Here is a 25,250-nt window from a genome sequence, read left to right on the forward strand (position 1 = left end):
GATGTGGAAAAGGCGGCCTTTCGGGCCGCCCTTTTTATTTGTCGCATAGGTCGGCTCGTCAGGCCGCAACCAGAAGGGGGGCTACGCCCAGCTCTTTATGGACCTTTTCGATGACCGCCTCGGGCAGGCCGAGCGCATCTGCAAACGCTTCGAGATAGGCGATGTCTTTCGGTTGGTCGGGGTCGATGGCCATGACCGACATCGCGTAGGCCTGCGGCTCAAGGCCCGAGGGCACCTTCAGGCTCAGGCGCTCGATGTCGATCGGCGCTTCGAGGATATGTTTCACGAAAGCCCGCTCGTCGCCATGCATGCCGTCGAGCTTGGCCAAAAGCTTGTCGCGCTCGGGCTGGTCGATCACCTCGTCGGCCTTGGCGGCTTGCAGCAATGCCTTCACCAGAACGGCGGCGGCAACGTTCTGGGCGGGCGAAGGCTTTTTCCACGGTTCCGAGCCGCTTGCGAAGGCCGCGTTCAGTTCCTCGCCAAAGGAGCGTTCGGACGTCACGCGCTGCGCCGGCGTCTTGCCAAGGCATTCACTACTGGTGGTCTCGGAGAGCTGCTCGAGAAGCTTGCCCAGACCGCCGCGCTTGCCGCACATGTCACGCGCGAGTTGCGAGATCGCGTCGGACATGCCGCCGCTTCCGGCCGAGCTGGAGCGGTGGCGCACCAGCGAGGCGCTCCGCCCGAGCCGCTCCAGCATGGCCCCCATGCTATAGCCACTGAACTGGTAGAGGTGGTTTATTTTGCCACCCAGCAATGCGGCGAGGCGCTCTTCGAAATCGCCCTGCGCATCGCCGTTCAAAAGACCACCCGATCCGCCCAACTCGCCTCTGGCCGCACGGGCAAGGTTCGAGCCGCCTTTCGCTTGGGCGATCCCGAGCGTTACCTTGGCGAGTGTTCCGACGAATGACATGATGGCCTCCTGCAGTGTCACATGTAACGAGTCTATGTCGGGACCTACCAAAAGTCAGCGGGTCGGGTTCCTGCTGAGTGGGTGTGTGGCGCGGCTGCTACGCGGAAAGCTACCATTTACGGGGTGTTTTTGGCCATTATGCTCAAAGATCAGGCAGCGATGGCCAAATTGGTGGCGTTTACGCCTATGCGTCCGCGCCCGCCCGCGCGCTTTTGTCGCGCCCGCTCTCCAAGCGCTGCCCTGACTCGGTATCCGCGCCCATTCAGGCGCAGGAAAACTATCGGTGAAAGCGACGGGAATCTGCTTATCGCGCTTGATTTTTCTGCTGTAGGGAAATATCTAGCCCGCGATATTGTCACGGGCCTTCAGACGGCCCCCCAAACCAGAGGCGTCCCGCGAGATGGCAAAGGCAAAGTTTGAACGTAACAAACCGCACGTTAACATCGGCACGATCGGCCACGTTGACCACGGCAAAACCACGCTGACCGCAGCAATCACCAAGTATTTCGGTGACTTCAAGGCCTACGACCAGATCGACGGCGCACCGGAAGAAAAAGCACGCGGCATCACCATCTCGACCGCACACGTCGAGTATGAGTCGGAAAACCGCCACTACGCGCACGTCGACTGCCCCGGCCACGCTGACTATGTTAAGAACATGATCACCGGTGCGGCACAGATGGACGGCGCGATCCTCGTTGTGAACGCAGCTGACGGCCCGATGCCGCAGACCCGCGAGCACATCCTGCTCGGCCGTCAGGTCGGCATCCCGACCATGGTTGTTTACCTGAACAAGGTTGACCAGGTTGACGACGAAGAGCTGCTGGATCTGGTCGAGATGGAAGTCCGCGAGCTTCTGTCGTCCTACGACTACCCCGGCGACGATATTCCGATCGTCAAAGGTTCGGCACTTGCAGCCCTCGAAGGCCGCGATCCGGAAATCGGCGAGAACTCGATCCGCGCGCTCATCGCAGCCGTTGACGACTTCATCCCGACCCCGGCACGTGCTGTTGACCAGCCCTTCCTGATGCCGATCGAAGACGTGTTCTCGATCTCGGGCCGTGGTACCGTTGTGACCGGTCGTGTCGAGCGCGGCGTGATCAACGTTGGCGACGAACTCGAAATCGTCGGTATCCGCGACACCAAGAAAACGACCTGCACCGGTGTGGAAATGTTCCGCAAGCTGCTGGATCGTGGTGAAGCAGGCGACAACATCGGCGCCCTGCTGCGCGGTATCGACCGTGAAGGCGTTGAGCGTGGTCAGGTTCTGTGCAAGCCGGGTTCGGTCAAGCCGCACACCAAGTTCGAAGCAGAAGCCTATATCCTCACCAAAGAGGAAGGTGGCCGTCACACGCCGTTCTTCGCGAACTACCGTCCGCAGTTCTACTTCCGCACCACGGACGTCACCGGGACCGTTACGCTGCCGGAAGGCACCGAGATGGTTATGCCGGGCGACAACCTGAAGTTCGAAGTCGAACTGATCGCCCCGATCGCCATGGAAGATGGTCTGCGCTTCGCAATCCGCGAAGGCGGCCGTACCGTTGGTGCAGGCGTTGTGTCGAAAATCCTCGCATAATCCCACGCGGATCATGTGATCTACGGAAGGGCGGCCAACAGGCCGCCCTTTTGCTTTGCCCGCCCTGCTGATGCGAACGGGCAGGGGATTAGTGTTTTTTCCGAGGCGCTTGGCGAAGGCGGGACCCGCGGGAAAAAGAATTTCGGGGATTGGTCGAAAACCTTGAAATACCCCCTTGCTTTCCTCTCTGCGGGTCTGTATCTCCCGCTCACGGCCTAGGGGTATAGCTCAGTTGGTAGAGCATCGGTCTCCAAAACCGAGGGTCGTGGGTTCGAGTCCCCCTGCCCCTGCCAGTCCTTTCCTTCGATGAAGCGCTCATGTAGGCAGGCTGGTGACGGTCGGCGCTACGGGAACGTAGCGACGCGTGAATGTAGCCCGCCTGTTTCGGGCGACTAGAGGAAGATGGCATAATGGCAAATCCCCTTCGGTTCTTGCAGCAAGTGCGTTCTGAAACGGCCAAGATTTCGTGGCCTTCGCGTCGTGAAGTGGTGCTGACTTCGGTCATGGTGCTCGTGCTGACGGCGCTGACTGCGCTGTTCTTCTCGGGCGTGGATTTCGTGATCCGGCTTGGTGTCGGTCAGCTGATCGGCTGATCCTCCGGTCTGGGCGCTATGGGGTTGAAAACCTCCCGTAGCGTCTGTATGGGAGCATGACTCTCCGGAAAAGGGCGTGCATCGATTCGGATCGTGCGCGCTCGTTTTGTTTCGGTGTCGCGTCTGGGCCGCTTGGCCAGGGCAGGGCAAAATGGGAATTCGCGGCGTTCGAAGCGCCGGTTAAGGAAAAGGCAGGCTCGAGCATGGCGAAGCGTTGGTATTCGGTAATGGTTCTCTCGAACTTCGAGAAGAAGGTTGCCGAGCAGATCCGGCAGTCTGTTGTCGAGAAGGGCCTTGAGGAAGAGATCGAGGAAGTCCTCGTTCCGACCGAAGAAGTGATCGAAGTGCGCCGTGGCAAGAAAGTCACCTCCGAGCGCCGCTTCATGCCGGGCTATGTGCTCGTGCGTATGGATATGACGGATCAGGGCTACCACCTGATCAACTCGACCAACCGGGTGACCGGGTTCCTCGGTCATCAGGGTAAGCCGATGCCGATGTCGGACGCCGAGGTGGACCGGATGCTGAACCGTGGTGGCAGTGCCTCTTCCGAGAAGGCCGAGCCGCGCAGCCTGATCACCTTCGAGGTAGGCGAGAATGTGAATGTGACCGACGGGCCCTTCGAGGGCTTCTCGGGTATGGTCGAGGAAGTTGACGACGCTGCGAGCCGCCTGAAGGTGACGGTCTCGATCTTCGGTCGTCCGACCCCGGTCGAACTGGAATTCACTCAGGTGCAGAAAATCGCCTGAGGGATGTGGGAGGTGTCGGGAATGAGCCCGCACCGCGACCACTAAACTTGCCCCCGCGGGGCAGAGTGATAAAGGAGAAGCCAAATGGCTAAGAAAGTGATTGGGCAGCTGAAGCTGCAAATCGCAGCGGGTTCCGCGAACCCATCCCCGCCCGTCGGCCCGGCACTGGGTCAGCGCGGCATCAACATCATGGAATTCTGCAAGGCGTTTAACGCCAAGACGCAGGAAATGGACAAGCAGGCGAAGATCCCGACGGTCATCACCTACTATGCCGACAAGTCGTTCACCTTCGAAGTGAAACAACCGACTGCGTCCTTCTTCATCAAGCAAGCCGCTGGCCTGAAGCCGGTTGGCAAGCGTAACCGCCCGAAGGGTTCGGTTGCACCGGGTCGTGAAGTTGCTGGCACCATCACCGCTGCACAAGTGCGCGCGATTGCTGAAGCAAAAATGTCTGATCTGAACGCCAACGACATCGAAGGCGCGATGAACATCATCCTCGGCTCCGCGAAGTCGATCGGTATCGAGGTGAAAGGCTAAATCATGGCAAAGCTCGGTAAACGCACCAAAGCCGCTCGCGAAGCATTCGCAGGCAAAGAACTGATCTCGGTTGAAGACGCCGTTGCACTGGTGAAAGCCAATGCAAAAGCGAAATTCGACGAGACGCTCGAAATCGCTCTGAACCTCGGCGTTGACCCGCGTCACGCAGACCAGATGGTCCGCGGCGTGGTCTCGCTGCCGAACGGCACCGGTAAAACGGTCCGTGTTGCTGTCTTCGCTCGCGGCCCGAAAGCCGACGAAGCCAAAGCAGCTGGCGCGGATATCGTTGGCGCAGAAGACCTGATGGAAACCATCCAGTCGGGCAAGATCGAATTCGATCGCTGCATCGCGACCCCGGATATGATGCCGATCGTCGGTCGTCTGGGCAAGATCCTCGGCCCGCGCAACCTCATGCCGAACCCCAAAGTCGGCACCGTGACCATGGACGTGAAAGCGGCCGTGGAAGCAGCCAAGGGCGGCGAAGTCCAGTTCAAAGTCGAGAAAGCCGGTGTAATCCACGGCGGTATCGGCAAGATCTCCTTCACCGAAGAGCAACTGGCCCAGAACGTTCGTGCATTCGTCGAGGCAGTTGCCAAAGCGAAGCCCGCGGGCGCCAAAGGCAACTACATGAAGAAAGTCTCGATCTCCTCGACCATGGGTCCGGGCGTATCGGTAGACCTCGCTTCGGCAACCGGCAACTAAGCCCGGGTTGCATCGGATAGGGAAGGGCGGTCCTCGGGCCGCCCTTTCTGTTTGAAAACATCCGTGAGCTGAGAAATTAAGGCTTCACAAAAGCTGCGTTCAGGTGTAGGAACGCAGCCTGTTGCACCGCTGACCGCTTGGTCAAGGTGGAACGATTCGTCCGAGACGGTGGGTGAGGCGCGAGCCTGGTAAATCCTGCCTGAGGCGGGAAGGACAGATTTCCTAGGTGCTTTGCATGAAGCCCCAAAGGTGATCTTGGACGGACCGTTGCGGACCCCGAGTCGGGGCAAGTGCCCCGGCAAAATGAGCCGGAGGGTCAAACCTCCCAACTTGGAGTGTAACTGTGGATAGAGCCCAGAAAGAGAAAGTGGTCGAGGAACTCGGCCAGATCTTCGAAAGCTCTGGCGTCGTGGTGGTTGCCCACTACGAAGGCCTGACGGTTGCTGAAATGCAGGACCTGCGCGCGAAAATGCGTGAAGCGGGCGGGTCTGTGCGCGTTGCCAAGAACAAGCTCGCCAAGATCGCCCTTGCGGACAAGCCGTGCGAAAGCATCGCTCAGTACCTCACGGGCATGACGGTGCTCTCCTATTCCGAAGATCCGGTCGCTGCGGCGAAAGTGGTCGTGGAATACGCCAAGAAGAACGAGAAACTCTCGATCCTCGGCGGCGCAATGGGGAATGATGCACTTGACGTCGCCGGTGTTAAAGCCGTGGCAGCCATGCCGTCGCGTGAAGAGCTTATCGCTCAGATCGTTTCGTGCCTGGGTGCACCCGCTTCGAACATCGCCGGTGCCATTGGCGCGCCTGCTTCGAACATCGCGGGCATTCTCTCGACCATCGAAGAGAAAGCTGCGTAAGCAAACTGTTATGGCCTTCGTCGTGGCTTGAAGTCCGACGTTGGAAACCAAACCCTAATCTTAGGAACTGAGTAAAATGGCTGATCTGAAAAAACTCGCCGAAGAAATCGTTGCTCTCACGCTGCTGGAAGCACAAGAGCTGAAAACCATCCTGAAAGACGAGTACGGCATCGAGCCGGCAGCCGGTGGCGCCGTCATGATGGCTGGCCCGGCAGCAGCTGCTGAAGCAGCTGAAGAGAAAACCGAATTCGACGTGATCCTCGTCGATGCAGGCGACAAGAAAATCAACGTCATCAAAGAAGTCCGCGGCATCACCGGCCTCGGCCTGAAAGAAGCCAAAGACCTCGTTGAGGCCGGCGGTAAAGTCAAAGAAGGCGCTGCAAAAGCAGAAGCCGAAGAAATCAAGAAAAAGCTCGAAGAAGCAGGCGCAAAGATCGAACTCAAGTAATTGGGTTCGGTGCGCACGCATCGAGTTTGAGATTGGGCTGGGTCCGGAGTTTCCGGGCCCAGCCGAACCTGTCTCGGAGAGGGCTTTTTGATAAAGCGCTCTCCAAGGCGGCGTTCGCGGCTCGGGAGCTGACCGGTGGGACGGTCGGCAGGTATGGAGCCGCCCCCCTTATCGCCAGGCGCGCACCATGGGCCCCGACATAGTGCCGCACGCGAAAAGACGAAAGGTGACGACGAGCATGGCTCAAGCTTACGTTGGTCAAAAGCGCATTCGCCGCTACTATGGTAAGATCCGCGAAGTCCTCGAAATGCCGAATCTCATCGAGGTTCAAAAGGCATCCTACGACCTGTTCCTGCGCTCCGGCGAAGGGGAAGGTCATCTGGATGGCGAAGGCATCAAAGGGGTCTTCCAATCGGTCTTCCCGATCAAAGATTTCAATGACAACGCTATTCTGGAGTTCGTGAAATACGAGCTCGAAAAGCCGAAATACGACGTTGAGGAATGCCAGCAGCGCGATATGACCTATAGCGCCCCGCTGAAGGTCACCCTGCGCCTCATCGTGTTCGATGTCGACGAGAACACCGGTGCGCGTTCCGTGAAGGACATCAAGGAACAGGACGTGTTCATGGGCGATATGCCCCTGATGACCAAGAACGGGACGTTCATCGTGAACGGCACCGAGCGCGTGATCGTCAGCCAGATGCACCGTTCGCCGGGCGTATTCTTCGACCATGACCGCGGCAAGACCCACTCCTCGGGTAAGCTGCTGTTCGCCTGCCGCATCATTCCCTATCGCGGCTCGTGGCTCGACTTCGAATTCGACGCCAAGGATCTCGTGTTCGCACGGATCGACCGCCGCCGGAAGCTTCCGGTGACGACGCTGCTCTATGCGCTCGGCATGGATCAGGAAGGCATCATGGATGCCTATTACGACACGGTCTCCTACACCTCCAAGGGGCGTCAGGGCTGGGTCACCAAGTTCTTCCCCGACCGCGTTCGCGGAACCCGTCCGACCTTCGATCTGGTCGATGCGGACTCGGGCGAGGTTATCTGCAAAGCGGGCGACAAGATGACCCCGCGCATGGTCAAGAAGATCAAGGACGAAGGTCAAGTCACCGACCTGCTCGTGCCTTTCGATCACATTCTGGGCCGCTTCTGCGCGAAGGACATCGTCAACGACCAGACCGGCTTCATCTACATCGAGGCAGGCGACGAGCTGACCGCAGAATACGACCGTGACGGCGACCTCGTGGGCGGGTCGATCAAGACGCTGATCGATAACGGCATCACCGAGATTCCGGTGCTGGATATCGATAACATCAACGTCGGTCCCTACATCCGCAACACGCTGGCCGCAGACAAGAACATGGGCCGCGACGGCGCGCTCATGGATATCTATCGCGTCATGCGTCCGGGCGAGCCGCCGACTGTCGAAGCCGCGTCGAATCTCTTCGATTCGATGTTCTTCGATAGTGAGCGCTACGATCTCTCGGCTGTTGGCCGCGTGAAGATGAACATGCGCCTCGACCTTGATGCGCCGGACACCCAGCGCACGCTGCGTCACGAAGACATCGTGGCCTGCATCAAGGGTCTGGTGGAGCTGCGCGACGGTAAAGGCGAGATCGACGATATCGACCACCTCGGTAACCGTCGTGTGCGGTCTGTCGGCGAGCTGATGGAAAACCAGTATCGCGTCGGTCTGCTGCGCATGGAACGCGCGATCAAGGAACGCATGTCCTCGGTCGAGATCGATACGGTCATGCCGCAGGATCTGATCAACGCGAAACCGGCAGCGGCAGCGGTGCGTGAATTCTTCGGCTCCTCGCAGCTGTCGCAGTTCATGGACCAGACCAACCCGCTTTCGGAAGTCACGCACAAGCGTCGTCTCTCGGCCCTCGGCCCGGGCGGTCTGACGCGCGAACGTGCAGGCTTCGAGGTGCGCGACGTTCACCCGACCCACTATGGCCGGATGTGTCCCATTGAGACGCCGGAAGGTCAGAACATCGGTCTGATCAACTCGCTCGCAACCTTCGCCCGTGTGAACAAATACGGTTTCATCGAAACCCCGTATCGCAAGGTTGAAGGCGGCAAGGTCACGGATGACGTGGTCTATATGTCGGCGACCGAAGAGATGCGCCACACCGTGGCTCAGGCCAACGCCGACCTCGACGAGGAAGGGCGCTTCAAGAACGAACTCGTTTCGACCCGTCAGTCGGGCGAATTCATGCTCAACCCGAACGAAGCCGTGGACCTGATCGACGTTTCGCCGAAACAGCTGGTTTCGGTCGGTGCGGCACTGATTCCGTTCCTTGAAAACGACGACGCCAACCGCGCTCTGATGGGGGCGAACATGCAACGTCAGGCCGTGCCGTTGATCCGTGCCGAGGCACCCTTCGTGGGCACCGGTATGGAAGCGACCGTGGCACGCGATTCGGGGGCTGCGATCTCGGCGGACCGTTCGGGCATCATCGACCAGGTCGATGCGGCGCGTATCGTTATCCGTGCGACCGAAGACCTCGAGCCGGGCGATCCGGGCGTCGACATCTACCGTCTGCGCAAGTTCAAGCGTTCGAACCAGTCCTCGACCATCAACCAGCGCCCGCTGGTGAAAGTGGGCGAAGCGGTCGTGAAGGGTCAGGTCATTGCTGACGGTCCCTCCACCGATCACGGCGATCTGGCCATTGGCCGGAACGTGGTCGTGGCCTTCATGCCGTGGAATGGCTACAACTACGAAGACTCGATCCTGATCTCCGAGCGTATCCACAAAGACGACGTGTTCACCTCGATCCATATCGATGAATACGAAGTCGCAGCGCGTGATACGAAGCTTGGTCCGGAAGAAATCACCCGCGATATCCCGAACGTCGGTGAGGAAGCCCTGCGCAACCTCGACGAAGCCGGTATCGTCTATATCGGTGCCGAAGTCGGCCCGGGTGATATTCTTGTAGGTAAGATCACGCCGAAGGGCGAGAGCCCGATGACGCCGGAAGAGAAACTCCTCCGCGCCATCTTCGGTGAGAAAGCGTCCGACGTGCGCGATACCTCGCTGCGTCTGCCGCCGGGTGCCTATGGGACCATCGTGGAAGTCCGCGTCTTCAACCGTCATGGTGTGGACAAAGACGAACGTGCGCTGCAGATCGAGCGTGAAGAAGTCGAGCGTCTGGCCCGCGACCGTGACGACGAACTCGTCATTCTCGAGCGGAACATCTACGCACGTCTGCGCTCGCTGATCATCGGCAAGACGGCGGTCAAGGGTCCCAAAGGCGTCAAGCCGGGTTCCGAGATCACTGTTGACCTTCTGGCAACCCTCTCGCGCGGCCAATACTGGCAGCTCGCACTGGAAGATGAGGCCGACGCGAAAGAAGTCGAGGCACTCAACGACCAGTTCGAGGCGCAGAAGAAGGCGCTCGATCTGCGTTTCGAAGACAAGGTCGAGAAAGTCCGTCAGGGCGACGATCTGCCTCCGGGCGTGATGAAGATGGTCAAGGTCTTCGTGGCTGTGAAGCGCAAGCTTCAGGCAGGCGACAAGATGGCAGGCCGCCACGGGAACAAAGGTGTGGTCTCGAAGGTCGTTCCGGCCGAAGATATGCCCTTCCTCGCGGATGGGACGCCGGTTGACCTCGTTCTGAACCCGCTGGGCGTGCCTTCGCGGATGAACGTCGGTCAGATCCTTGAAACCCATATGGGTTGGGCATCGCGCGGTCTGGGCCTTCGCATCGACGAAGCGCTGAAAGACTATCGCAAGTCTGGCGATCTGACGCCTGTTCGTGACGCAATGCGTTATGGCTATGGCGACGAGACCTACGAGGAAGAGTTCGCGGCAATGGAAGACGAGCGCTTCGTGGAATCGGCGGAAGCCGTGCGCACGGGTGTCCCGATTGCAACGCCGGTCTTCGATGGTGCGAAGGAAGAAGACATCAACGACGCGCTGCGTCGTGCGGGCTTCGACACTTCGGGTCAGTCGGTGGTCTTCGACGGTCGGACCGGTGAGCAGTTCGCTCGTAAGGTCACCGTGGGTGTGAAATACTTCCTGAAGCTTCACCACCTCGTCGATGACAAGATGCACGCCCGTTCGACCGGTCCGTACTCGCTCGTCACCCAGCAGCCGCTCGGTGGTAAGGCGCAGTTCGGTGGTCAGCGTCTCGGGGAGATGGAGGTCTGGGCTCTGGAAGCTTACGGCGCCGCCTACACCCTGCAAGAGATGCTCACCGTCAAGTCGGATGACGTGGCAGGCCGGACGAAGGTCTATGAATCGATCGTCAAAGGTGAGGACAACTTCGAGGCCGGCGTGCCGGAATCGTTCAACGTTCTCGTCAAAGAGGTCCGGGGCCTTGGCCTCAACATGGAACTCCTGGATGCGGAGGATGACGAGTAAGGGGGGCTTCCCCCTTACTTCCCCCGCCTCTGCTGCCCTCTAACAAGGATTTTCAGATGAACCAGGAAATCACTACCAATCCGTTCAATCCGCTGGCACAGCCCAAGCAGTTTGACGAGATCAAGGTATCTCTGGCATCGCCCGAACGGATCCTCTCGTGGTCCTATGGCGAGATCAAGAAGCCGGAAACTATCAACTATCGCACGTTCAAACCCGAGCGTGACGGTCTGTTCTGCGCGCGTATCTTTGGCCCGATCAAAGACTACGAATGCCTGTGCGGCAAATATAAGCGTATGAAATATCGCGGCGTTGTCTGCGAGAAATGCGGTGTGGAAGTCACGCTGCAAAAGGTCCGTCGCGAGCGTATGGGCCATATCGAGCTGGCCGCACCCTGCGCCCATATCTGGTTCCTCAAGTCGTTGCCCTCGCGCATCGGTCTGATGCTGGACATGACGCTGCGCGATCTCGAGCGCATCCTCTACTTCGAAAACTACGTTGTCATCGAGCCGGGTCTGACCGACCTGATGTATGGCCAGCTGATGACCGAAGAAGAGTATCTCGACGCGCAGGACCAGTATGGCGCAGACGCCTTCACCGCCAATATCGGCGCTGAAGCGATCCGCGAGATGCTGGCAGGGATCGATCTGGAAGCCACCGCAGAGACCCTGCGCGAGGAGCTGAAAGAAGCGACCGGCGAGCTGAAACCGAAGAAGATCATCAAGCGTCTGAAGATCGTTGAATCCTTCCTCGAGTCGGGCAACCGTCCCGAATGGATGGTGCTGACCGTTCTTCCGGTGATCCCGCCGGAACTGCGTCCGCTCGTTCCGCTCGATGGTGGCCGTTTCGCGACCTCGGATCTGAACGATCTGTATCGCCGCGTCATCAACCGGAACAACCGTTTGAAGCGTCTGATCGAACTGCGTGCGCCCGATATCATCGTGCGTAACGAAAAGCGTATGCTGCAGGAATCGGTCGATGCTCTGTTCGATAACGGCCGTCGTGGCCGCGTGATCACGGGCACCAACCGTCGCCCGCTGAAATCGCTTTCGGACATGCTTAAAGGTAAGCAGGGTCGCTTCCGTCAGAACTTGCTCGGTAAGCGCGTCGACTTCTCGGGCCGTTCGGTTATCGTGACCGGTCCGGAGCTCAAGCTGCACCAGTGTGGCCTGCCCAAGAAGATGGCGCTCGAACTCTTCAAGCCCTTCATCTATTCGCGTCTCGAGGCCAAAGGTCTGTCGAGCACCGTGAAACAGGCGAAGAAGCTCGTTGAAAAAGAGCGTCCGGAAGTCTGGGATATCCTCGACGAGGTGATCCGCGAGCATCCGGTCTTCCTGAACCGCGCACCGACGCTGCACCGTCTGGGCTTCCAGGCGTTCGAACCGACGCTGATCGAAGGTAAGGCCATCCAGCTGCACCCGCTCGTCTGCTCGGCCTTCAACGCCGACTTCGACGGTGACCAGATGGCTGTGCACGTTCCGCTGAGCCTCGAGGCCCAGCTGGAAGCGCGCGTCCTGATGATGTCGACGAACAACGTTCTGTCGCCCGCGAACGGCGCACCGATCATCGTTCCGTCGCAGGATATGATCTTGGGGCTCTACTACCTCACCATGCAGCGTAAGGGCATGAAGGGCGAAGGCATGGTCTTCGGCTCGATCGAGGAAATGGAGCACGCGCTGAATGCAGGCGAGTTGCATCTGCACGCCAAGATCCACGCCCGTGTGAAACAGATCGACGAAACCGGTAACGAGGTGTTCATCCGCTTCGAGACCACGCCGGGCCGTCTGCGTCTTGGCGCGCTCCTGCCGCTGAACGCGAAGGCACCCTTCGATCTGGTGAACCGTCTGCTGCGGAAGAAAGACGTTCAGAACGTCATCGACACCGTCTACCGTTATTGCGGCCAGAAAGAGTCGGTGATCTTCTGCGACCAGATCATGTCGATGGGCTTCAAGGAAGCGTTCAAGGCAGGTATCTCGTTCGGCAAGGACGATATGGTTATCCCCGATAGCAAGTGGGAAATCGTCAATGACGTGCGCGATCAGGTCAAGGACTTCGAACAGCAGTATATGGACGGCCTGATCACTCAGGGCGAGAAGTACAACAAGGTTGTCGATGCGTGGTCGAAATGTAACGACCAGGTCACCGAAGCCATGATGTCGACCATCTCTGCGTCCAAGTTCGACGAGAACGGCGCCGAAATGGAACCGAACTCTGTCTATATGATGGCCCACTCCGGTGCACGGGGCTCGGTCACGCAGATGAAGCAGCTGGGCGGGATGCGCGGCCTGATGGCCAAGCCGAACGGCGAGATCATCGAGACGCCGATCATCTCGAACTTCAAGGAAGGTCTGACCGTTCTTGAATACTTCAACTCGACCCACGGCGCCCGTAAGGGTCTGTCGGATACCGCGTTGAAGACGGCAAACTCGGGGTATCTTACCCGTCGTCTGGTGGACGTGGCTCAGGACTGCATTGTGCGTGCGCATGATTGTGGCACCGAGAACGCGATCACCGCATCGGCCGCCGTCAATGACGGTGAGGTCGTGGCACCGCTATCCGAGCGTGTTCTGGGCCGTGTGGCTGCAGATGACGTTCTGGTTCCGGGCTCCGACGAGGTGCTGGTGCGCCGTAACGAGCTGATCGACGAGCGTAAAGCCGACCAGATCGAACAGGCTGGCGTCCAGTCGATCCGTATCCGTTCGGCTCTGACCTGTGAGGCCGATGAGGGCGTCTGCGCACTCTGCTACGGTCGTGACCTTGCGCGCGGCACCATGGTGAACCAGGGCGAGGCTGTCGGTATCATCGCGGCCCAGTCCATCGGTGAACCCGGTACCCAGCTGACGATGCGGACCTTCCACATCGGCGGCGTCGCACAGGGTGGCTCGCAATCCTTCCTCGAGGCAAGCCAAGAGGGTAAGATCGAGTTCCGCAACCCGTCGCTGCTTGAAAACGCCAATGGTGAGCAGATCATCATGGGCCGGAACATGCAGATCGTGATCGTCAACGATCATGGCGAGGAGCTGGCCAGCCACAAGGTCGGTTACGGTACCCATGTCTTCGTGAAAGAGGGCGAAAGCGTCAAACGCGGCACCAAGCTGTTCGAATGGGACCCCTATACCCTGCCGATCATCGCCGAGAAGGCCGGTAAGGCCAAATTGGTGGACCTGCTCGCGGGTATCTCGCTGCGCGAGGACACCGATGACGCGACCGGTATGACACAGAAGATCGTGTCGGACTGGCGCTCCTCCGCCCGTGCGAAGGACCTGAAACCGGAGATCATCATCGTTGATGCGAATGGCGAACCCGTCCGTAACGATATGGGCCACCCGGTGACCTACCCGATGTCGGTCGACGCAATTCTGTCGGTCGAAGAGGGGCAGGACGTCCGTGCAGGTGACGTGGTTGCGCGTATCCCGCGTGAAGGCGCGAAGACGAAGGACATCACCGGTGGTCTGCCGCGTGTTGCCGAACTCTTCGAGGCACGCCGTCCGAAGGATCACGCGATCATTGCCGAGATCGATGGCTATGTGCGCTTTGGGAAAGACTACAAGAACAAGCGCCGCATCGCGATCGACCCGCGCGACGAAGGTCTGGAGCCCGTCGAATACATGGTGCCGAAAGGCAAGCACATCCCGGTGCAGGAAGGCGACTTCGTGCAGAAGGGTGACTACATCATGGACGGGAACCCCGCACCGCATGACATCCTGCGCATCATGGGGATCGAGGCACTGGCCGAGTATCTCATCAACGAGGTGCAGGACGTCTATCGTCTGCAAGGCGTGAAGATCAACGATAAGCATATCGAAGTGATCGTGCGCCAGATGCTGCAGAAGATCGAGGTGCTGGATTCGGGCGAGACCACGCTGCTCAAGGGCGAGCATGTCGACAAGGTCGAGTTCGAAGAGGTCAATGCCAAGGCGCTTGCACGCGGTGCACGTCCGGCACATGGCGAGCCTGTCCTTCTGGGGATCACCAAGGCCTCGCTGCAGACCCGTTCGTTCATCTCGGCGGCATCCTTCCAGGAGACCACCCGCGTTCTTACCGAGGCGTCTGTCCAAGGTAAGCGCGACAAGCTGGTCGGCCTGAAAGAGAACGTTATCGTGGGTCGTCTGATCCCGGCGGGGACTGGTGGGGCAACCAGCCAGGTCCGTCGTGTGGCGACCGAGCGCGACAGCGTCGTGATCGAGGCCAAGCGCGCCGAGGCCGAACAAGCCGTGGCTCTTGCCGCACCGGCCGACACCGATACCGGTGCCGATTTCGGTGTTGTCGAAACGCCGGAAAGCCGCGACTAAGACGCGTCTGACTGAAAGAAATAAGGGGCTCCGCTATAATAGCGGGGCCCTTTGTCGTTAAAGTGTCTAGCCCCAGCGCCGCCAGACGGCTAGACACAGGGCGAATCCACGACGAGATCGCTGTCGCCCCGTTGTTACGAGGGTGTGGCACAACCCAGATACGAGACGAATGCTGCGGTAGATGACAGAGCTAACAATAATAATTCCCGCTAAGAACGAAGCCGAGAACATCGCCGCGCTGGTGGAGGAGATTCACTCTTTCTGCGATGCGCGATACGATTACGAGGTGATCGTGATCGATGACGGCTCGACCGATGCCACGCGGCGTATCCTGACCGAGCGTCTGGCGGTGGATCACCGTCTGCGCCTTCTGGCCAATGACCGATCCGGCGGACAGAGTGCCGCGGTCCATAGCGGCGTGCTGGCCGCGCGCGGGGCAATCTGCTGCACACTTGATGGCGATGGCCAGAACCCGCCCGAGAATATCCCGAAGCTGGTGGATGCCCTACTGAACGATCCGCAAGCGTCTCTTGTGGCCGGGCAGCGGGTCGGGCGTCAGGACACATGGTCCAAGCGTTATGCCTCGAAATTCGCCAATGGTTTGCGGGCGCGGGTGCTGCAGGATGGCACGCGCGATACCGGTTGCGGCCTCAAGGCCTTCCGCCGTGAGGCGTTCATGGCGCTGCCCTTCTTCAACCATATGCACCGCTATCTGCCCGCGCTCTTCAAGCGCGATGGGCTGAAAATCATTCTGGTGGATGTGACGCACCGTGCACGTCTGGGTGGACAGTCGAATTATAATAATTTCCAACGGGCGATGGTGGGAATTGTCGATCTGTGCGGCGTCGCATGGCTTCTCAAGCGTAAGAAGACCGCTCGTCCGACTGAAGTTTCCGTTGCGGAGGAGACGCAATGATCGATCATCTGTTGAAGCTGTTCCATGTCGATAACGGCACCGAGCTGGCATGGGTCCTGTTCGGTCTTGCCGCGCAGCTGATGTTTACCGCGCGGTTTTTGGTCCAGTGGATCGCCTCGGAGAAGGCACAGGATTCGGTGATGCCGGTGACCTTCTGGTATTTCTCGCTCTTGGGCGGGGTGATGCTGCTCTCCTACGCGATCTATCGCCATGATCCCGTTTTCGTGCTGGGGCAGTCGCTCGGCGTTGTGATCTATTCTCGGAATCTGTGGTTGATCTATGCGAAACGTCGTCGGAACGCCTGAACGCGGCTGGCTGCCGCAAGCTTTTGCCGTTGTCGCTCTGGTGACGGCCTTACGGCTGATTGCACTGGTCTTTAACAAGGCCGAGCTGTTCGTCGACGAGACGCAATACTGGTTCTGGGGCCAGAATTTCGACTTCGGATATTATTCCAAACCGCCACTGATCGGCTGGCTGATCCGGGCCGTGACTGATCTGGCGGGCAGTTCGAGCCCCTTCTGGGTGAGGATGCCCGGATCGGTGCTGCATGGGATCACGGCTCTGGTTCTGGGGCTGACCGCGGCGCGGCTTTTCGATGCGCGCACCGCGTTCTGGACGGCGCTGACCTATGTCACGCTGCCCTTTGTGGCGCTTGGTTCGCTGTTGATCTCGACCGATACGGTCATGGCGCCCTTCTTTGCGGGTGCGATCCTGTTCTTCGTGAAGACCTGCCAGACCCGCGGCGCAGGAAGTGCCATTCTGGCAGGGCTCTGCGCAGGGGCGGGGTTCATGGCGAAATACGCTGCGATCTATCTGATCCCCGGCGCGCTTCTGGCGGCGTTGTTCCTGCGCGATTTCCGTCCCGGTTGGCGCAATGCTGTGCTGATGCTGGTGGCCTTCGGGCTGATGATCGCGCCAAATGTGATCTGGAACCTGACCCACGATCTGACCACGGTCGAACACACGATGGATAATGCGGGCTGGGTCCGCACGGGCGCACATCTGAACTGGGCCTCGCTGGGCACGTTCTTTGCCAGCCAGTTCGGGGTGTTCGGTCCGGTTGCCATGGTGGCGCTTCTGTGGGGGTATCTGCGCGGCGGCACCTCCGCATGGGCGGGGTTTGCCTTCCTGTCGGTGCCCGCGCTTGCAGTGGTGCTGGTGCAGGCGCTTCTGGACCGGGCCTATGCCAATTGGGCGGTGGGCGCCTATTTCGCGGGGACCATCCTTGCGGTGTCGGTCCTTGGCCCGCGTATGCGCCGGATCTCGCTGGCGATCAACCTGATCCCCTGTATCCTTCTGCCTCTGCTGACCGTGTTGGCACCGTGGCCGGTGATTGATGGCAAGCCGCTTCTGCAGCGCTATCTGGGGCGGGCCGAACTGAGCCACGCCGCTCTCGCGATCGGGCATGAGACGGGCCTGCCGGTCGTTTCGGAAAACCGCGATATCCTGGCGGATCTCTTCTACCAGAACCGCGATGGCGATGTGCCGGTCTATGCCGTTCCGTCCAAAGGCCGTCCGGGCAGCTATTACGAGCAGATGTTCCCGATGCCCGCCGGGCTGGGGCAGGTGGTTCTGGTGGATCGCGATCTGCCCGAGGGCTGCAGCCCGAGCGAGACCCGTGATCTGCCGCGTGGTGGCTACTGGACCCGCTATGACGTGAAAGCCTGGACGGTGAATGCGGAGTGTCTCTATGCGCATTGAATCCTATCGTGGAGCAGGGTTCTGGCTGTTGGGCGCATGGGCGGTGGCCGTCTGCCTCTTCGAGGCGGCGCCCCGGTTAGATCTCTGGGTGTCGGGCCTCTTCTACACGGCGGGGGAGGGGTTCACCGCCGGCTGGCTGGACGCCGTGCTCGAATTCCTGCGCCAACGCATCTGGAACCTGTCGGTGATCCTCGCGCTGGTCTCGCTGGTGATGGTTCCGGTCTGTGCGGTGCTGCGCAAGCCCGTCTTGCGGCTGGGTTTGCGGGATTGGGCGTGGATCACGCTGAGCTATTTCCTCGGCTCCGTCATTCTGGTGAACGGGCTTTTCAAGACCTATTCCGGCCGCGCTCGTCCCGCTAGCACTGTCGATTTCGGCGGCGAGCATCTCTTCACCCCCGCATGGCACTTTGCCGACCAGTGCTCGCGCAACTGCTCCTTTGTCTCGGGCGAGGGGTCGGCGGTCGTGATTCTGTCGCTGGCGGTCTGGTTTGTGGCCAAACGCTGGTGCGGGCCGCGCGGGCAGGGATGGGCGACCGGCATCGCGTGGGCCCTGTCGGTTTTCGTTCTGGCCCAGCGGGTCGTGACGGGGCGGCATTTCCTGTCGGATGTGACCTTTGCGGCCCTTATCTCGCTGACAATCGCATGGGCGCTCTGGGGCATGCTGAAGCTCGGCACGGACTATCGTGAAGGCAAGGCCGCAGCAGACAAAACGGACAGTCCCGCAGGGTAACATCGTCCGAGTTGACAAGGGCGGGGCAAGAGCCTATACGCCGCCCATCCCCTCGGGCTTGAAAACCGTGCGGGAGACAGAAACAGCGGTGGTCCTAGGCCGGACCCATGTCCGACCCCCCTTGTTTCGCACGCAGTCTTCGAAGGCCGAAAGCCCGCGAAGGTTGCGATTTGGCGTTTGTGCGAATGGGCGCATGACGCTGTCGAGAAGTGGCGCCATCATCCCGGTGGCGAGTATTGACAACCTGATAGAAAGCGAACGGGGAACCGAATGCCGACAATCCAGCAGCTGATCCGCAAACCGCGTCAGCCGAAAGTGCAGCGCTCTAAGTCGCAGCACCTCCAGCAGTGCCCGCAAAAACGTGGCGTCTGCACGCGTGTGTACACCACCACGCCGAAGAAACCGAACTCCGCTATGCGTAAAGTCGCCAAAGTGCGTCTGACGAATGGCTTCGAGGTCATTTCCTACATCCCGGGCGAAAAGCACAACCTGCAAGAGCACTCTGTTGTTCTGATCCGCGGCGGCCGTGTGAAAGACCTTCCGGGTGTCCGTTACCACATCCTGCGCGGTGTGCTGGATACCCAAGGTGTTAAAGATCGTCGTCAACGTCGCTCCAAGTACGGCGCGAAGCGTCCAAAGTGATCGTAGGAAAGGGATACATATGTCTCGTCGTCACGCCGCTGAGAAGCGCGAAGTTCTCCCGGACGCCAAGTTTGGTGACCGCGTTCTGACCAAGTTCATGAACAACCTGATGATCGACGGTAAGAAATCTACCGCCGAACGCATCGTTTATAGCGCGCTGGACCGCGTCGAGGGCAAGCTCAAGCGCGAGCCGATCGAAGTGTTCCACGAAGCCCTCGACAACGTGAAGCCGGCTGTTGAAGTCCGTTCGCGTCGTGTGGGTGGTGCAACCTACCAAGTTCCGGTCGAAGTTCGTCCGGCACGCCGCGAGGCGCTGGCAATCCGCTGGCTGATCTCGGCTGCACGTGGTCGTAACGAAAACACCATGGAAGAGCGCCTTGCAGGCGAGCTTCTGGATGCGGTGAATTCGCGCGGTTCTGCAGTTAAGAAACGTGAAGATACGCACAAGATGGCCGACGCGAACAAAGCGTTCAGCCATTATCGCTGGTAAATCCAACGGAAGGACGCCCTATGGCACGCGACTATCCCCTTCAGCGGTACCGCAACTTCGGGATCATGGCCCACATCGACGCGGGCAAGACGACCACGACCGAGCGGATCCTCTACTACACCGGCAAGTCCCACAAAATCGGCGAAGTCCACGACGGCGCCGCAACCATGGACTGGATGGAGCAGGAGCAGGAACGCGGCATCACGATCACGTCTGCTGCGACCACGACTTTCTGGCAGCGTCAGGAAGATCCGACCGCAGAAGGCACCTCGGACACCAAGTACCGCTTCAACATCATCGACACCCCCGGCCACGTTGACTTCACTATCGAAGTCGAGCGTTCGCTGGCCGTGCTCGACGGCGCAGTCTGCCTTCTCGACGCCAACGCAGGCGTTGAACCGCAGACCGAAACCGTTTGGCGTCAGGCTGACCGCTACAAGGTTCCGCGGATCGTGTTCGTCAACAAGATGGACAAGATCGGCGCGGATTACTTCAACTGCGTCAAGATGATCAAGGACCGCACCGGCGCCACTCCGGCTCCCGTGTGTCTGCCGATCGGCGCAGAAGATAAACTTGAAGGCATCATCGACCTGATCAAGATGGAAGAATGGGTCTGGAAAGGTGAAGATCTCGGCGCAAGCTGGGCTCGTGAACCGATCCGTGCCGATCTTCAGGACATGGCAGACGAGTGGCGCGCCAACCTCGTCGAGATTGCTGTAGAGCAAGACGACGCGGCCATGGAAGCCTATCTCGAAGGCAACGAGCCCGACGAGGACACCCTGCGGAAACTGATCCGTAAGGGCACCCTGTCGCTCTCGTTCGTTCCGGTCTTCGCCGGTTCGGCCTTCAAGAACAAGGGCGTCCAACCGCTGCTGAACGCGGTTATCGACTTCCTTCCCTCGCCGCTCGACGTGCCCGCCTATACCGGCTTCGCACCCGACGACGAGACCGAAACGCGTAACATCGAACGTCACGCGGATGATGCAGAACCCTTCTCGGGTCTCGCGTTCAAGATCATGAACGACCCCTTCGTGGGCTCGCTGACCTTCACCCGTATCTATTCGGGCGTGTTGAAGAAGGGCGATTCCGTCCTGAACGCAACGAAGGGCAAGAAAGAGCGCATCGGTCGTATGATGATGATGCACGCGATCAACCGTGAAGAGATCGAAGAAGCGTTTGCAGGCGATATCATCGCGCTGGCCGGTCTGAAAGAGACCACCACCGGTGATACCCTCTGTGACAGCTCGAAGCCCGTCGTTCTCGAAACGATGACCTTCCCGGAGCCGGTGATCGAGATCGCCGTGGAGCCGAAGTCCAAAGCTGACCAAGAGAAAATGGGCATCGCCCTGGCTCGCCTGGCAGCAGAAGACCCGTCCTTCCGCGTCGAGACCAACTTCGAATCCGGTCAGACGATCATGAAGGGCATGGGCGAACTTCACCTCGACATCCTTGTTGACCGCATGAAGCGCGAATTCAAGGTTGAGGCGAATATCGGTGCTCCGCAGGTGGCTTACCGCGAGACAATCTCGCAAGCGGCAGAGATCGACTACACGCACAAGAAACAAACCGGTGGTACCGGTCAGTTCGCGCGCGTGAAACTGGCGATCACTCCGACCGAGCCGGGCGAAGGCTATTCGTTCGAATCGAAAATCGTCGGTGGTGCTGTTCCGAAGGAATACATCCCGGGCGTCGAGAAGGGCATCCAGTCGGTTATGGACTCCGGTCCGCTGGCAGGCTTCCCGGTTATCGACTTCAAGGTTGCTCTGCTTGACGGTGCCTTCCACGATGTCGACTCGAGCGTTCTCGCCTTCGAAATCGCAACCCGTGCCGCAATGCGCGAAGGTCTTCGTAAGGCCGGCGCAAAGCTGCTCGAGCCGATGATGAAAGTGGAAGTCGTGACGCCGGAAGAATACACCGGTTCGATCATCGGCGACCTGACCTCGCGTCGTGGTATGGTTCAAGGGCAAGACACCCGCGGCAACGCGAATGTCATCAACGCCTTCGTTCCGCTCGCCAACATGTTCGGCTACATCAACAACCTGCGTTCCATGTCTTCGGGCCGCGCAGTGTTCACGATGATCTTCGCGCATTACGAAGCCGTTCCGCAGAACATCTCGGACGAAATCCAGAAACAATACGCCTGATCTGATATGCGTCCGCGGTAGCTCCGCGGGCGCACCCCTTAGATCAGTAGCCTGTGACAGGAGGCCATTATGGCAAAGGCAAAGTTTGAACGTAACAAACCGCACGTTAACATCGGCACGATCGGCCACGTTGACCACGGCAAAACCACGCTGACCGCAGCAATCACCAAGTATTTCGGTGACTTCAAGGCCTACGACCAGATCGACGGCGCACCGGAAGAAAAAGCACGCGGCATCACCATCTCGACCGCACACGTCGAGTATGAGTCGGAAAACCGCCACTACGCGCACGTCGACTGCCCCGGCCACGCTGACTATGTTAAGAACATGATCACCGGTGCGGCACAGATGGACGGCGCGATCCTCGTTGTGAACGCAGCTGACGGCCCGATGCCGCAGACCCGCGAGCACATCCTGCTCGGCCGTCAGGTCGGCATCCCGACCATGGTTGTTTACCTGAACAAGGTTGACCAGGTTGACGACGAAGAGCTGCTGGATCTGGTCGAGATGGAAGTCCGCGAGCTTCTGTCGTCCTACGACTACCCCGGCGACGATATTCCGATCGTCAAAGGTTCGGCACTTGCAGCCCTCGAAGGCCGCGATCCGGAAATCGGCGAGAACTCGATCCGCGCGCTCATCGCAGCCGTTGACGACTTCATCCCGACCCCGGCACGTGCTGTTGACCAGCCCTTCCTGATGCCGATCGAAGACGTGTTCTCGATCTCGGGCCGTGGTACCGTTGTGACCGGTCGTGTCGAGCGCGGCGTGATCAACGTTGGCGACGAACTCGAAATCGTCGGTATCCGCGACACCAAGAAAACGACCTGCACCGGTGTGGAAATGTTCCGCAAGCTGCTGGATCGTGGTGAAGCAGGCGACAACATCGGCGCCCTGCTGCGCGGTATCGACCGTGAAGGCGTTGAGCGTGGTCAGGTTCTGTGCAAGCCGGGTTCGGTCAAGCCGCACACCAAGTTCGAAGCAGAAGCCTATATCCTCACCAAAGAGGAAGGTGGCCGTCACACGCCGTTCTTCGCGAACTACCGTCCGCAGTTCTACTTCCGTACCACGGACGTCACCGGGACCGTTACGCTGCCGGAAGGCACCGAGATGGTTATGCCGGGCGACAACCTGAAGTTCGAAGTCGAACTGATCGCTCCGATCGCCATGGAAGATGGTCTGCGCTTCGCAATCCGCGAAGGCGGCCGTACCGTTGGTGCAGGCGTTGTGTCGAAAATCCTCGCATAATCCCACGCGGATCATGTGATTTACGGAAGGGCGGCCCAAGGGTCGCCCTTTTGCTATGCGAGGGCAGGGGCAAAAGAGATTGTCTCCAACAGGGCCCGGCGCTAGCTATGCGCCACGATCCAAGGAGCGCGCCGTATGACAACCAGCCCGATCAAGCTTTCGCATATCCTGACAGGCCATCCCTCCGCGAATGACCTCCTGCATGCCGACGAGGCCCATATCGTTGCAGCGCTGCGCGATGACCGGCTGGCCTGGGTCCATCTGGATGGCACCCATCCCGAGGCGCAGAGCTGGATCCGGCAGGAGCTGGATTATCTTGAACCGCAGGCTGTCGAAGCACTGCTGGACCGCGATACCCGTCCGCGAACGACGGTTATCGGAGAGGGGATGCTGATCATCCTGCGGGGGATCAATTTCAACGAGGGTGAGGATCGCGAGGATATGGTGTCCCTTCGCATCTATGCGGATAGCAAGCGGATCGTAACGATTGCGCGCAAGCGGGTGCGGGCGATCGAGCGTATGGACGACGCGATCCGGTCGGGACAAGTGCCGGAGAATGCCGGGCTCTTCGTCGTGCGGCTGACGGAGGATATCGTTGGCCGTATCGGCGCCTTCCAAAGCGAGCTCGACGAGCATGCCGAAGCTCTCGAGGATAAGGTCTACGGGCAGGGTGGGGACCATCTGCGCCGCGATGTGCTGGATCTGCGGCTTCAGGTCATCGCTGTGCGACGCTATCTGGGGCCGCAACGCGAGGCGCTACTGAAGGCCTCCCAAGCGCAATGTGCTTTGGTAACCGAAGAGGTCCGGCGCGAGCTGGAAGAGGAAGCAGTGAAAATGACCCGAATCTCGGAGGACATGGACGAGCTGCGTGATCAAGCGCAGGTGCTGCGCGAGGAGTTGTCGACCCAGCTTTCGGACCGCGTGAACCGTAATACTTTTGTCCTATCGGTGGTCTCGGTAATCTTCCTGCCGCTGGGCTTCCTGACGGGACTCTTCGGGGTCAATATCGGGGGCATGCCGGGACTGAACAGCGACAACGCCTTTATGTGGCTCTGTTTCTGGTGCGTCGGGCTGGTCATGGTGCAGCTTTTGTTCATGTGGCGGCTGCTGACGATGGGGCGCCAATAAGGGCGCGCCACCCCGGGGAGGCGGCGCGCTTTGGGTCAGGCGGCTTTGCTGCGCTGGGTGTGGCGGCCCTCCTCAACCTCCTCGATGATCTTGTTGACAAAAGCGTCAAGATCGCCGGGATTGCGCGAGGTGATCAGTGCCTGATCATTGACCACTTCTTTGTCCTCCCAGTGACCACCAGCATTCAGGATATCGGTCCTGATCGAGGGGTAGGAGGTCAGTTTGCGGTCTTTCACAACACCGGCTTCAACCAGCATCCAAGGCCCATGGCAGATCGCGGCGACGATTTTCTTGGCGTTGTAGAAGTCCCGCACCAGATCGACGGCCTCGGGTTTCGTGCGCAGAACGTCGGGGTTGATCTGGCCGCCCGGCAGGATGATGGCGTCATAGTCGTCGACATTGGCATCGGAAATCCTAAGCTCGGCCTGCGCCATCTCGCCCCAGTCAGTTTCGTCCCAGCTGCGGATCGGGGCACCATCGAGCGAGGCGATATCGACTGTCGCTCCCGCCTCGCGCAGCTTGTCGCGCGGAACGGTCAGCTCGGTCTTCTCGAAGCCATCGGTGGCAATAATCAGGATCTTGCTGTCGGTAATCTTCGGCATGGTGTCCTCCTTTGAATATGGTATCAGATAGGGCGTATGCCCCAGCTGCGTTCGTTGGGGGCACAACACCTCGGGCCTGAAACTGTTCCTTTTCTGCGCCTCAAGGTCGCGTGAGACCCTCCGTCCACAGGGCAGGGTGGGGCCAGTCGAGAAAATCACCGCTAATCGCCCAGCATGGGTTGACAGAATCCTTCAGGCGGCCTATTCGCGCAGCCTGATCTACCCATCAGATCTTAGGTTCGAAGCAGGCGTCACATCCGGTGCAGTCTGCCTCTCAACCTTCACGCCATGCGAGAGGCATGACATATGAACGGTCAAAACATCCGCATCCGGCTGAAGGCGTTCGATTACCGCGTACTGGATGCCAGCACGCAGGAAATCGTTAACACCGCCAAGCGCACGGGTGCACAGGTTCGCGGCCCCATCCCGCTGCCGAACAAAGTTGAGAAATTCACGGTTCTCCGTGGTCCGCACATCGACAAGAAGTCGCGCGACCAGTGGGAAATCCGTACGCATAAGCGTATGCTCGACATCGTCGACCCGACCCCGCAAACCGTTGACGCGCTGATGAAGCTCGACCTCGCCGCCGGCGTTGACGTCGAGATCAAGGTATAAGGGAG

At 59.7% G+C, this 25,250-nt stretch carries 21 protein-coding genes and 1 tRNA gene; 20 read left to right on the forward strand and 2 right to left on the reverse strand.

Features of this window, described 5'->3' with window-relative positions; genetic code table 11:
* Positions 1–58: 58 nt before the first annotated feature.
* Entirely contained in the window at positions 59–910 is an 852-nt protein-coding gene (locus tag WDB91_RS06670) for a DUF533 domain-containing protein (RefSeq protein WP_339114353.1), read from the reverse strand.
* 400 nt (positions 911–1,310) lie between these two features.
* On the opposite strand from WDB91_RS06670, the gene tuf (WDB91_RS06675) reads away from it, so the two are divergent.
* The 19 genes from tuf (WDB91_RS06675) (at position 1,311) to WDB91_RS06765 (ending at position 24,028) form a co-directional block, all read left to right on the forward strand.
* Positions 1,311–2,486: an elongation factor Tu gene (tuf, locus tag WDB91_RS06675; RefSeq protein WP_339114354.1), complete on the forward strand. Its 1,176-nt coding sequence runs from the start codon at positions 1,311–1,313 to the stop codon at positions 2,484–2,486.
* A gap of 217 nt (positions 2,487–2,703) precedes the next feature.
* Positions 2,704–2,779: transfer RNA gene (locus WDB91_RS06680), tRNA-Trp, on the forward strand.
* A gap of 117 nt (positions 2,780–2,896) precedes the next feature.
* The gene (gene secE, locus WDB91_RS06685) at positions 2,897–3,079 is read left to right on the forward strand and encodes a preprotein translocase subunit SecE (protein WP_339114355.1); all 183 of its coding nucleotides are present in this window, start codon (positions 2,897–2,899) and stop codon (positions 3,077–3,079) included.
* 203 nt (positions 3,080–3,282) lie between these two features.
* Positions 3,283–3,825, forward strand: a complete 543-nt coding sequence (nusG, locus tag WDB91_RS06690; protein WP_339114356.1) for a transcription termination/antitermination protein NusG — start codon at positions 3,283–3,285, stop codon at positions 3,823–3,825.
* Positions 3,826–3,909: 84 nt separating this feature from the next.
* Positions 3,910–4,362, forward strand: coding sequence for a 50S ribosomal protein L11 (rplK, locus tag WDB91_RS06695; RefSeq protein ID WP_339114357.1), 453 nt, complete (start codon positions 3,910–3,912; stop codon positions 4,360–4,362).
* Between the two features lie 3 nt (positions 4,363–4,365).
* The gene (rplA, locus tag WDB91_RS06700; protein ID WP_339114358.1) at positions 4,366–5,064 is read left to right on the forward strand and encodes a 50S ribosomal protein L1; all 699 of its coding nucleotides are present in this window, start codon (positions 4,366–4,368) and stop codon (positions 5,062–5,064) included.
* Between the two features lie 343 nt (positions 5,065–5,407).
* The gene (gene rplJ, locus WDB91_RS06705) at positions 5,408–5,920 is read left to right on the forward strand and encodes a 50S ribosomal protein L10 (RefSeq protein ID WP_339114359.1); all 513 of its coding nucleotides are present in this window, start codon (positions 5,408–5,410) and stop codon (positions 5,918–5,920) included.
* Positions 5,921–5,996: 76 nt separating this feature from the next.
* Positions 5,997–6,368, forward strand: coding sequence for a 50S ribosomal protein L7/L12 (gene rplL / locus WDB91_RS06710; RefSeq protein WP_339114360.1), 372 nt, complete (start codon positions 5,997–5,999; stop codon positions 6,366–6,368).
* 238 nt (positions 6,369–6,606) lie between these two features.
* Positions 6,607–10,743 (forward strand): DNA-directed RNA polymerase subunit beta, encoded by a 4,137-nt coding sequence (gene rpoB, locus WDB91_RS06715; RefSeq protein WP_339114361.1) that lies wholly within the window; start codon positions 6,607–6,609, stop codon positions 10,741–10,743.
* A gap of 56 nt (positions 10,744–10,799) precedes the next feature.
* Entirely contained in the window at positions 10,800–15,032 is a 4,233-nt protein-coding gene (gene rpoC / locus WDB91_RS06720) for a DNA-directed RNA polymerase subunit beta' (protein ID WP_339114362.1), read from the forward strand.
* 181 nt (positions 15,033–15,213) lie between these two features.
* Positions 15,214–15,948, forward strand: coding sequence for a glycosyltransferase family 2 protein (locus WDB91_RS06725; protein ID WP_339114363.1), 735 nt, complete (start codon positions 15,214–15,216; stop codon positions 15,946–15,948).
* A complete protein-coding gene (locus WDB91_RS06730) occupies positions 15,945–16,253 on the forward strand; it encodes a lipid-A-disaccharide synthase N-terminal domain-containing protein (protein ID WP_339114364.1) in 309 nt (102 codons plus the stop codon). The genes WDB91_RS06725 and WDB91_RS06730 overlap by 4 nt, the downstream gene beginning before the upstream one ends.
* Complete coding sequence (locus WDB91_RS06735) at positions 16,228–17,649, forward strand: glycosyltransferase family 39 protein (RefSeq protein WP_339114365.1); 1,422 nt, start codon at positions 16,228–16,230, stop codon at positions 17,647–17,649. The genes WDB91_RS06730 and WDB91_RS06735 overlap by 26 nt, the downstream gene beginning before the upstream one ends.
* Positions 17,639–18,379 carry a phosphatase PAP2 family protein gene (locus WDB91_RS06740; RefSeq protein WP_339114366.1) on the forward strand — a complete coding sequence of 247 codons (741 nt, stop codon included), beginning with the start codon at positions 17,639–17,641 and terminating at the stop codon, positions 18,377–18,379. The genes WDB91_RS06735 and WDB91_RS06740 overlap by 11 nt, the downstream gene beginning before the upstream one ends.
* 270 nt (positions 18,380–18,649) lie before the next feature.
* Positions 18,650–19,021: a 30S ribosomal protein S12 gene (gene rpsL / locus WDB91_RS06745; protein WP_096433949.1), complete on the forward strand. Its 372-nt coding sequence runs from the start codon at positions 18,650–18,652 to the stop codon at positions 19,019–19,021.
* A gap of 19 nt (positions 19,022–19,040) precedes the next feature.
* Positions 19,041–19,511 (forward strand): 30S ribosomal protein S7, encoded by a 471-nt coding sequence (gene rpsG / locus WDB91_RS06750; RefSeq protein ID WP_339114367.1) that lies wholly within the window; start codon positions 19,041–19,043, stop codon positions 19,509–19,511.
* 20 nt (positions 19,512–19,531) lie between these two features.
* Positions 19,532–21,655 carry an elongation factor G gene (fusA, locus tag WDB91_RS06755; protein WP_339114368.1) on the forward strand — a complete coding sequence of 708 codons (2,124 nt, stop codon included), beginning with the start codon at positions 19,532–19,534 and terminating at the stop codon, positions 21,653–21,655.
* Positions 21,656–21,724: 69 nt separating this feature from the next.
* Positions 21,725–22,900, forward strand: a complete 1,176-nt coding sequence (gene tuf / locus WDB91_RS06760) for an elongation factor Tu (RefSeq protein WP_339114354.1) — start codon at positions 21,725–21,727, stop codon at positions 22,898–22,900.
* A 135-nt stretch (positions 22,901–23,035) separates the two neighbouring features.
* Positions 23,036–24,028, forward strand: a complete 993-nt coding sequence (locus WDB91_RS06765) for a zinc transporter ZntB (protein WP_339114369.1) — start codon at positions 23,036–23,038, stop codon at positions 24,026–24,028.
* 35 nt (positions 24,029–24,063) lie between these two features.
* Here the strand turns inward: WDB91_RS06765 and WDB91_RS06770 are convergent, their stop codons facing one another.
* On the reverse strand, positions 24,064–24,630 hold the full coding sequence (locus tag WDB91_RS06770; RefSeq protein ID WP_339114370.1) for a type 1 glutamine amidotransferase domain-containing protein: 567 nt from the start codon (positions 24,628–24,630) through the stop codon (positions 24,064–24,066).
* A 306-nt stretch (positions 24,631–24,936) separates the two neighbouring features.
* Between WDB91_RS06770 and rpsJ the strand changes: the two genes are divergently transcribed.
* Entirely contained in the window at positions 24,937–25,245 is a 309-nt protein-coding gene (gene rpsJ / locus WDB91_RS06775; RefSeq protein ID WP_339108089.1) for a 30S ribosomal protein S10, read from the forward strand.
* Positions 25,246–25,250 lie beyond the last annotated feature (5 nt).

The sequence above is a fragment of the Thioclava sp. GXIMD2076 genome, assembly GCF_037949795.1.
Taxonomy (GTDB): domain Bacteria; phylum Pseudomonadota; class Alphaproteobacteria; order Rhodobacterales; family Rhodobacteraceae; genus Thioclava; species Thioclava kandeliae.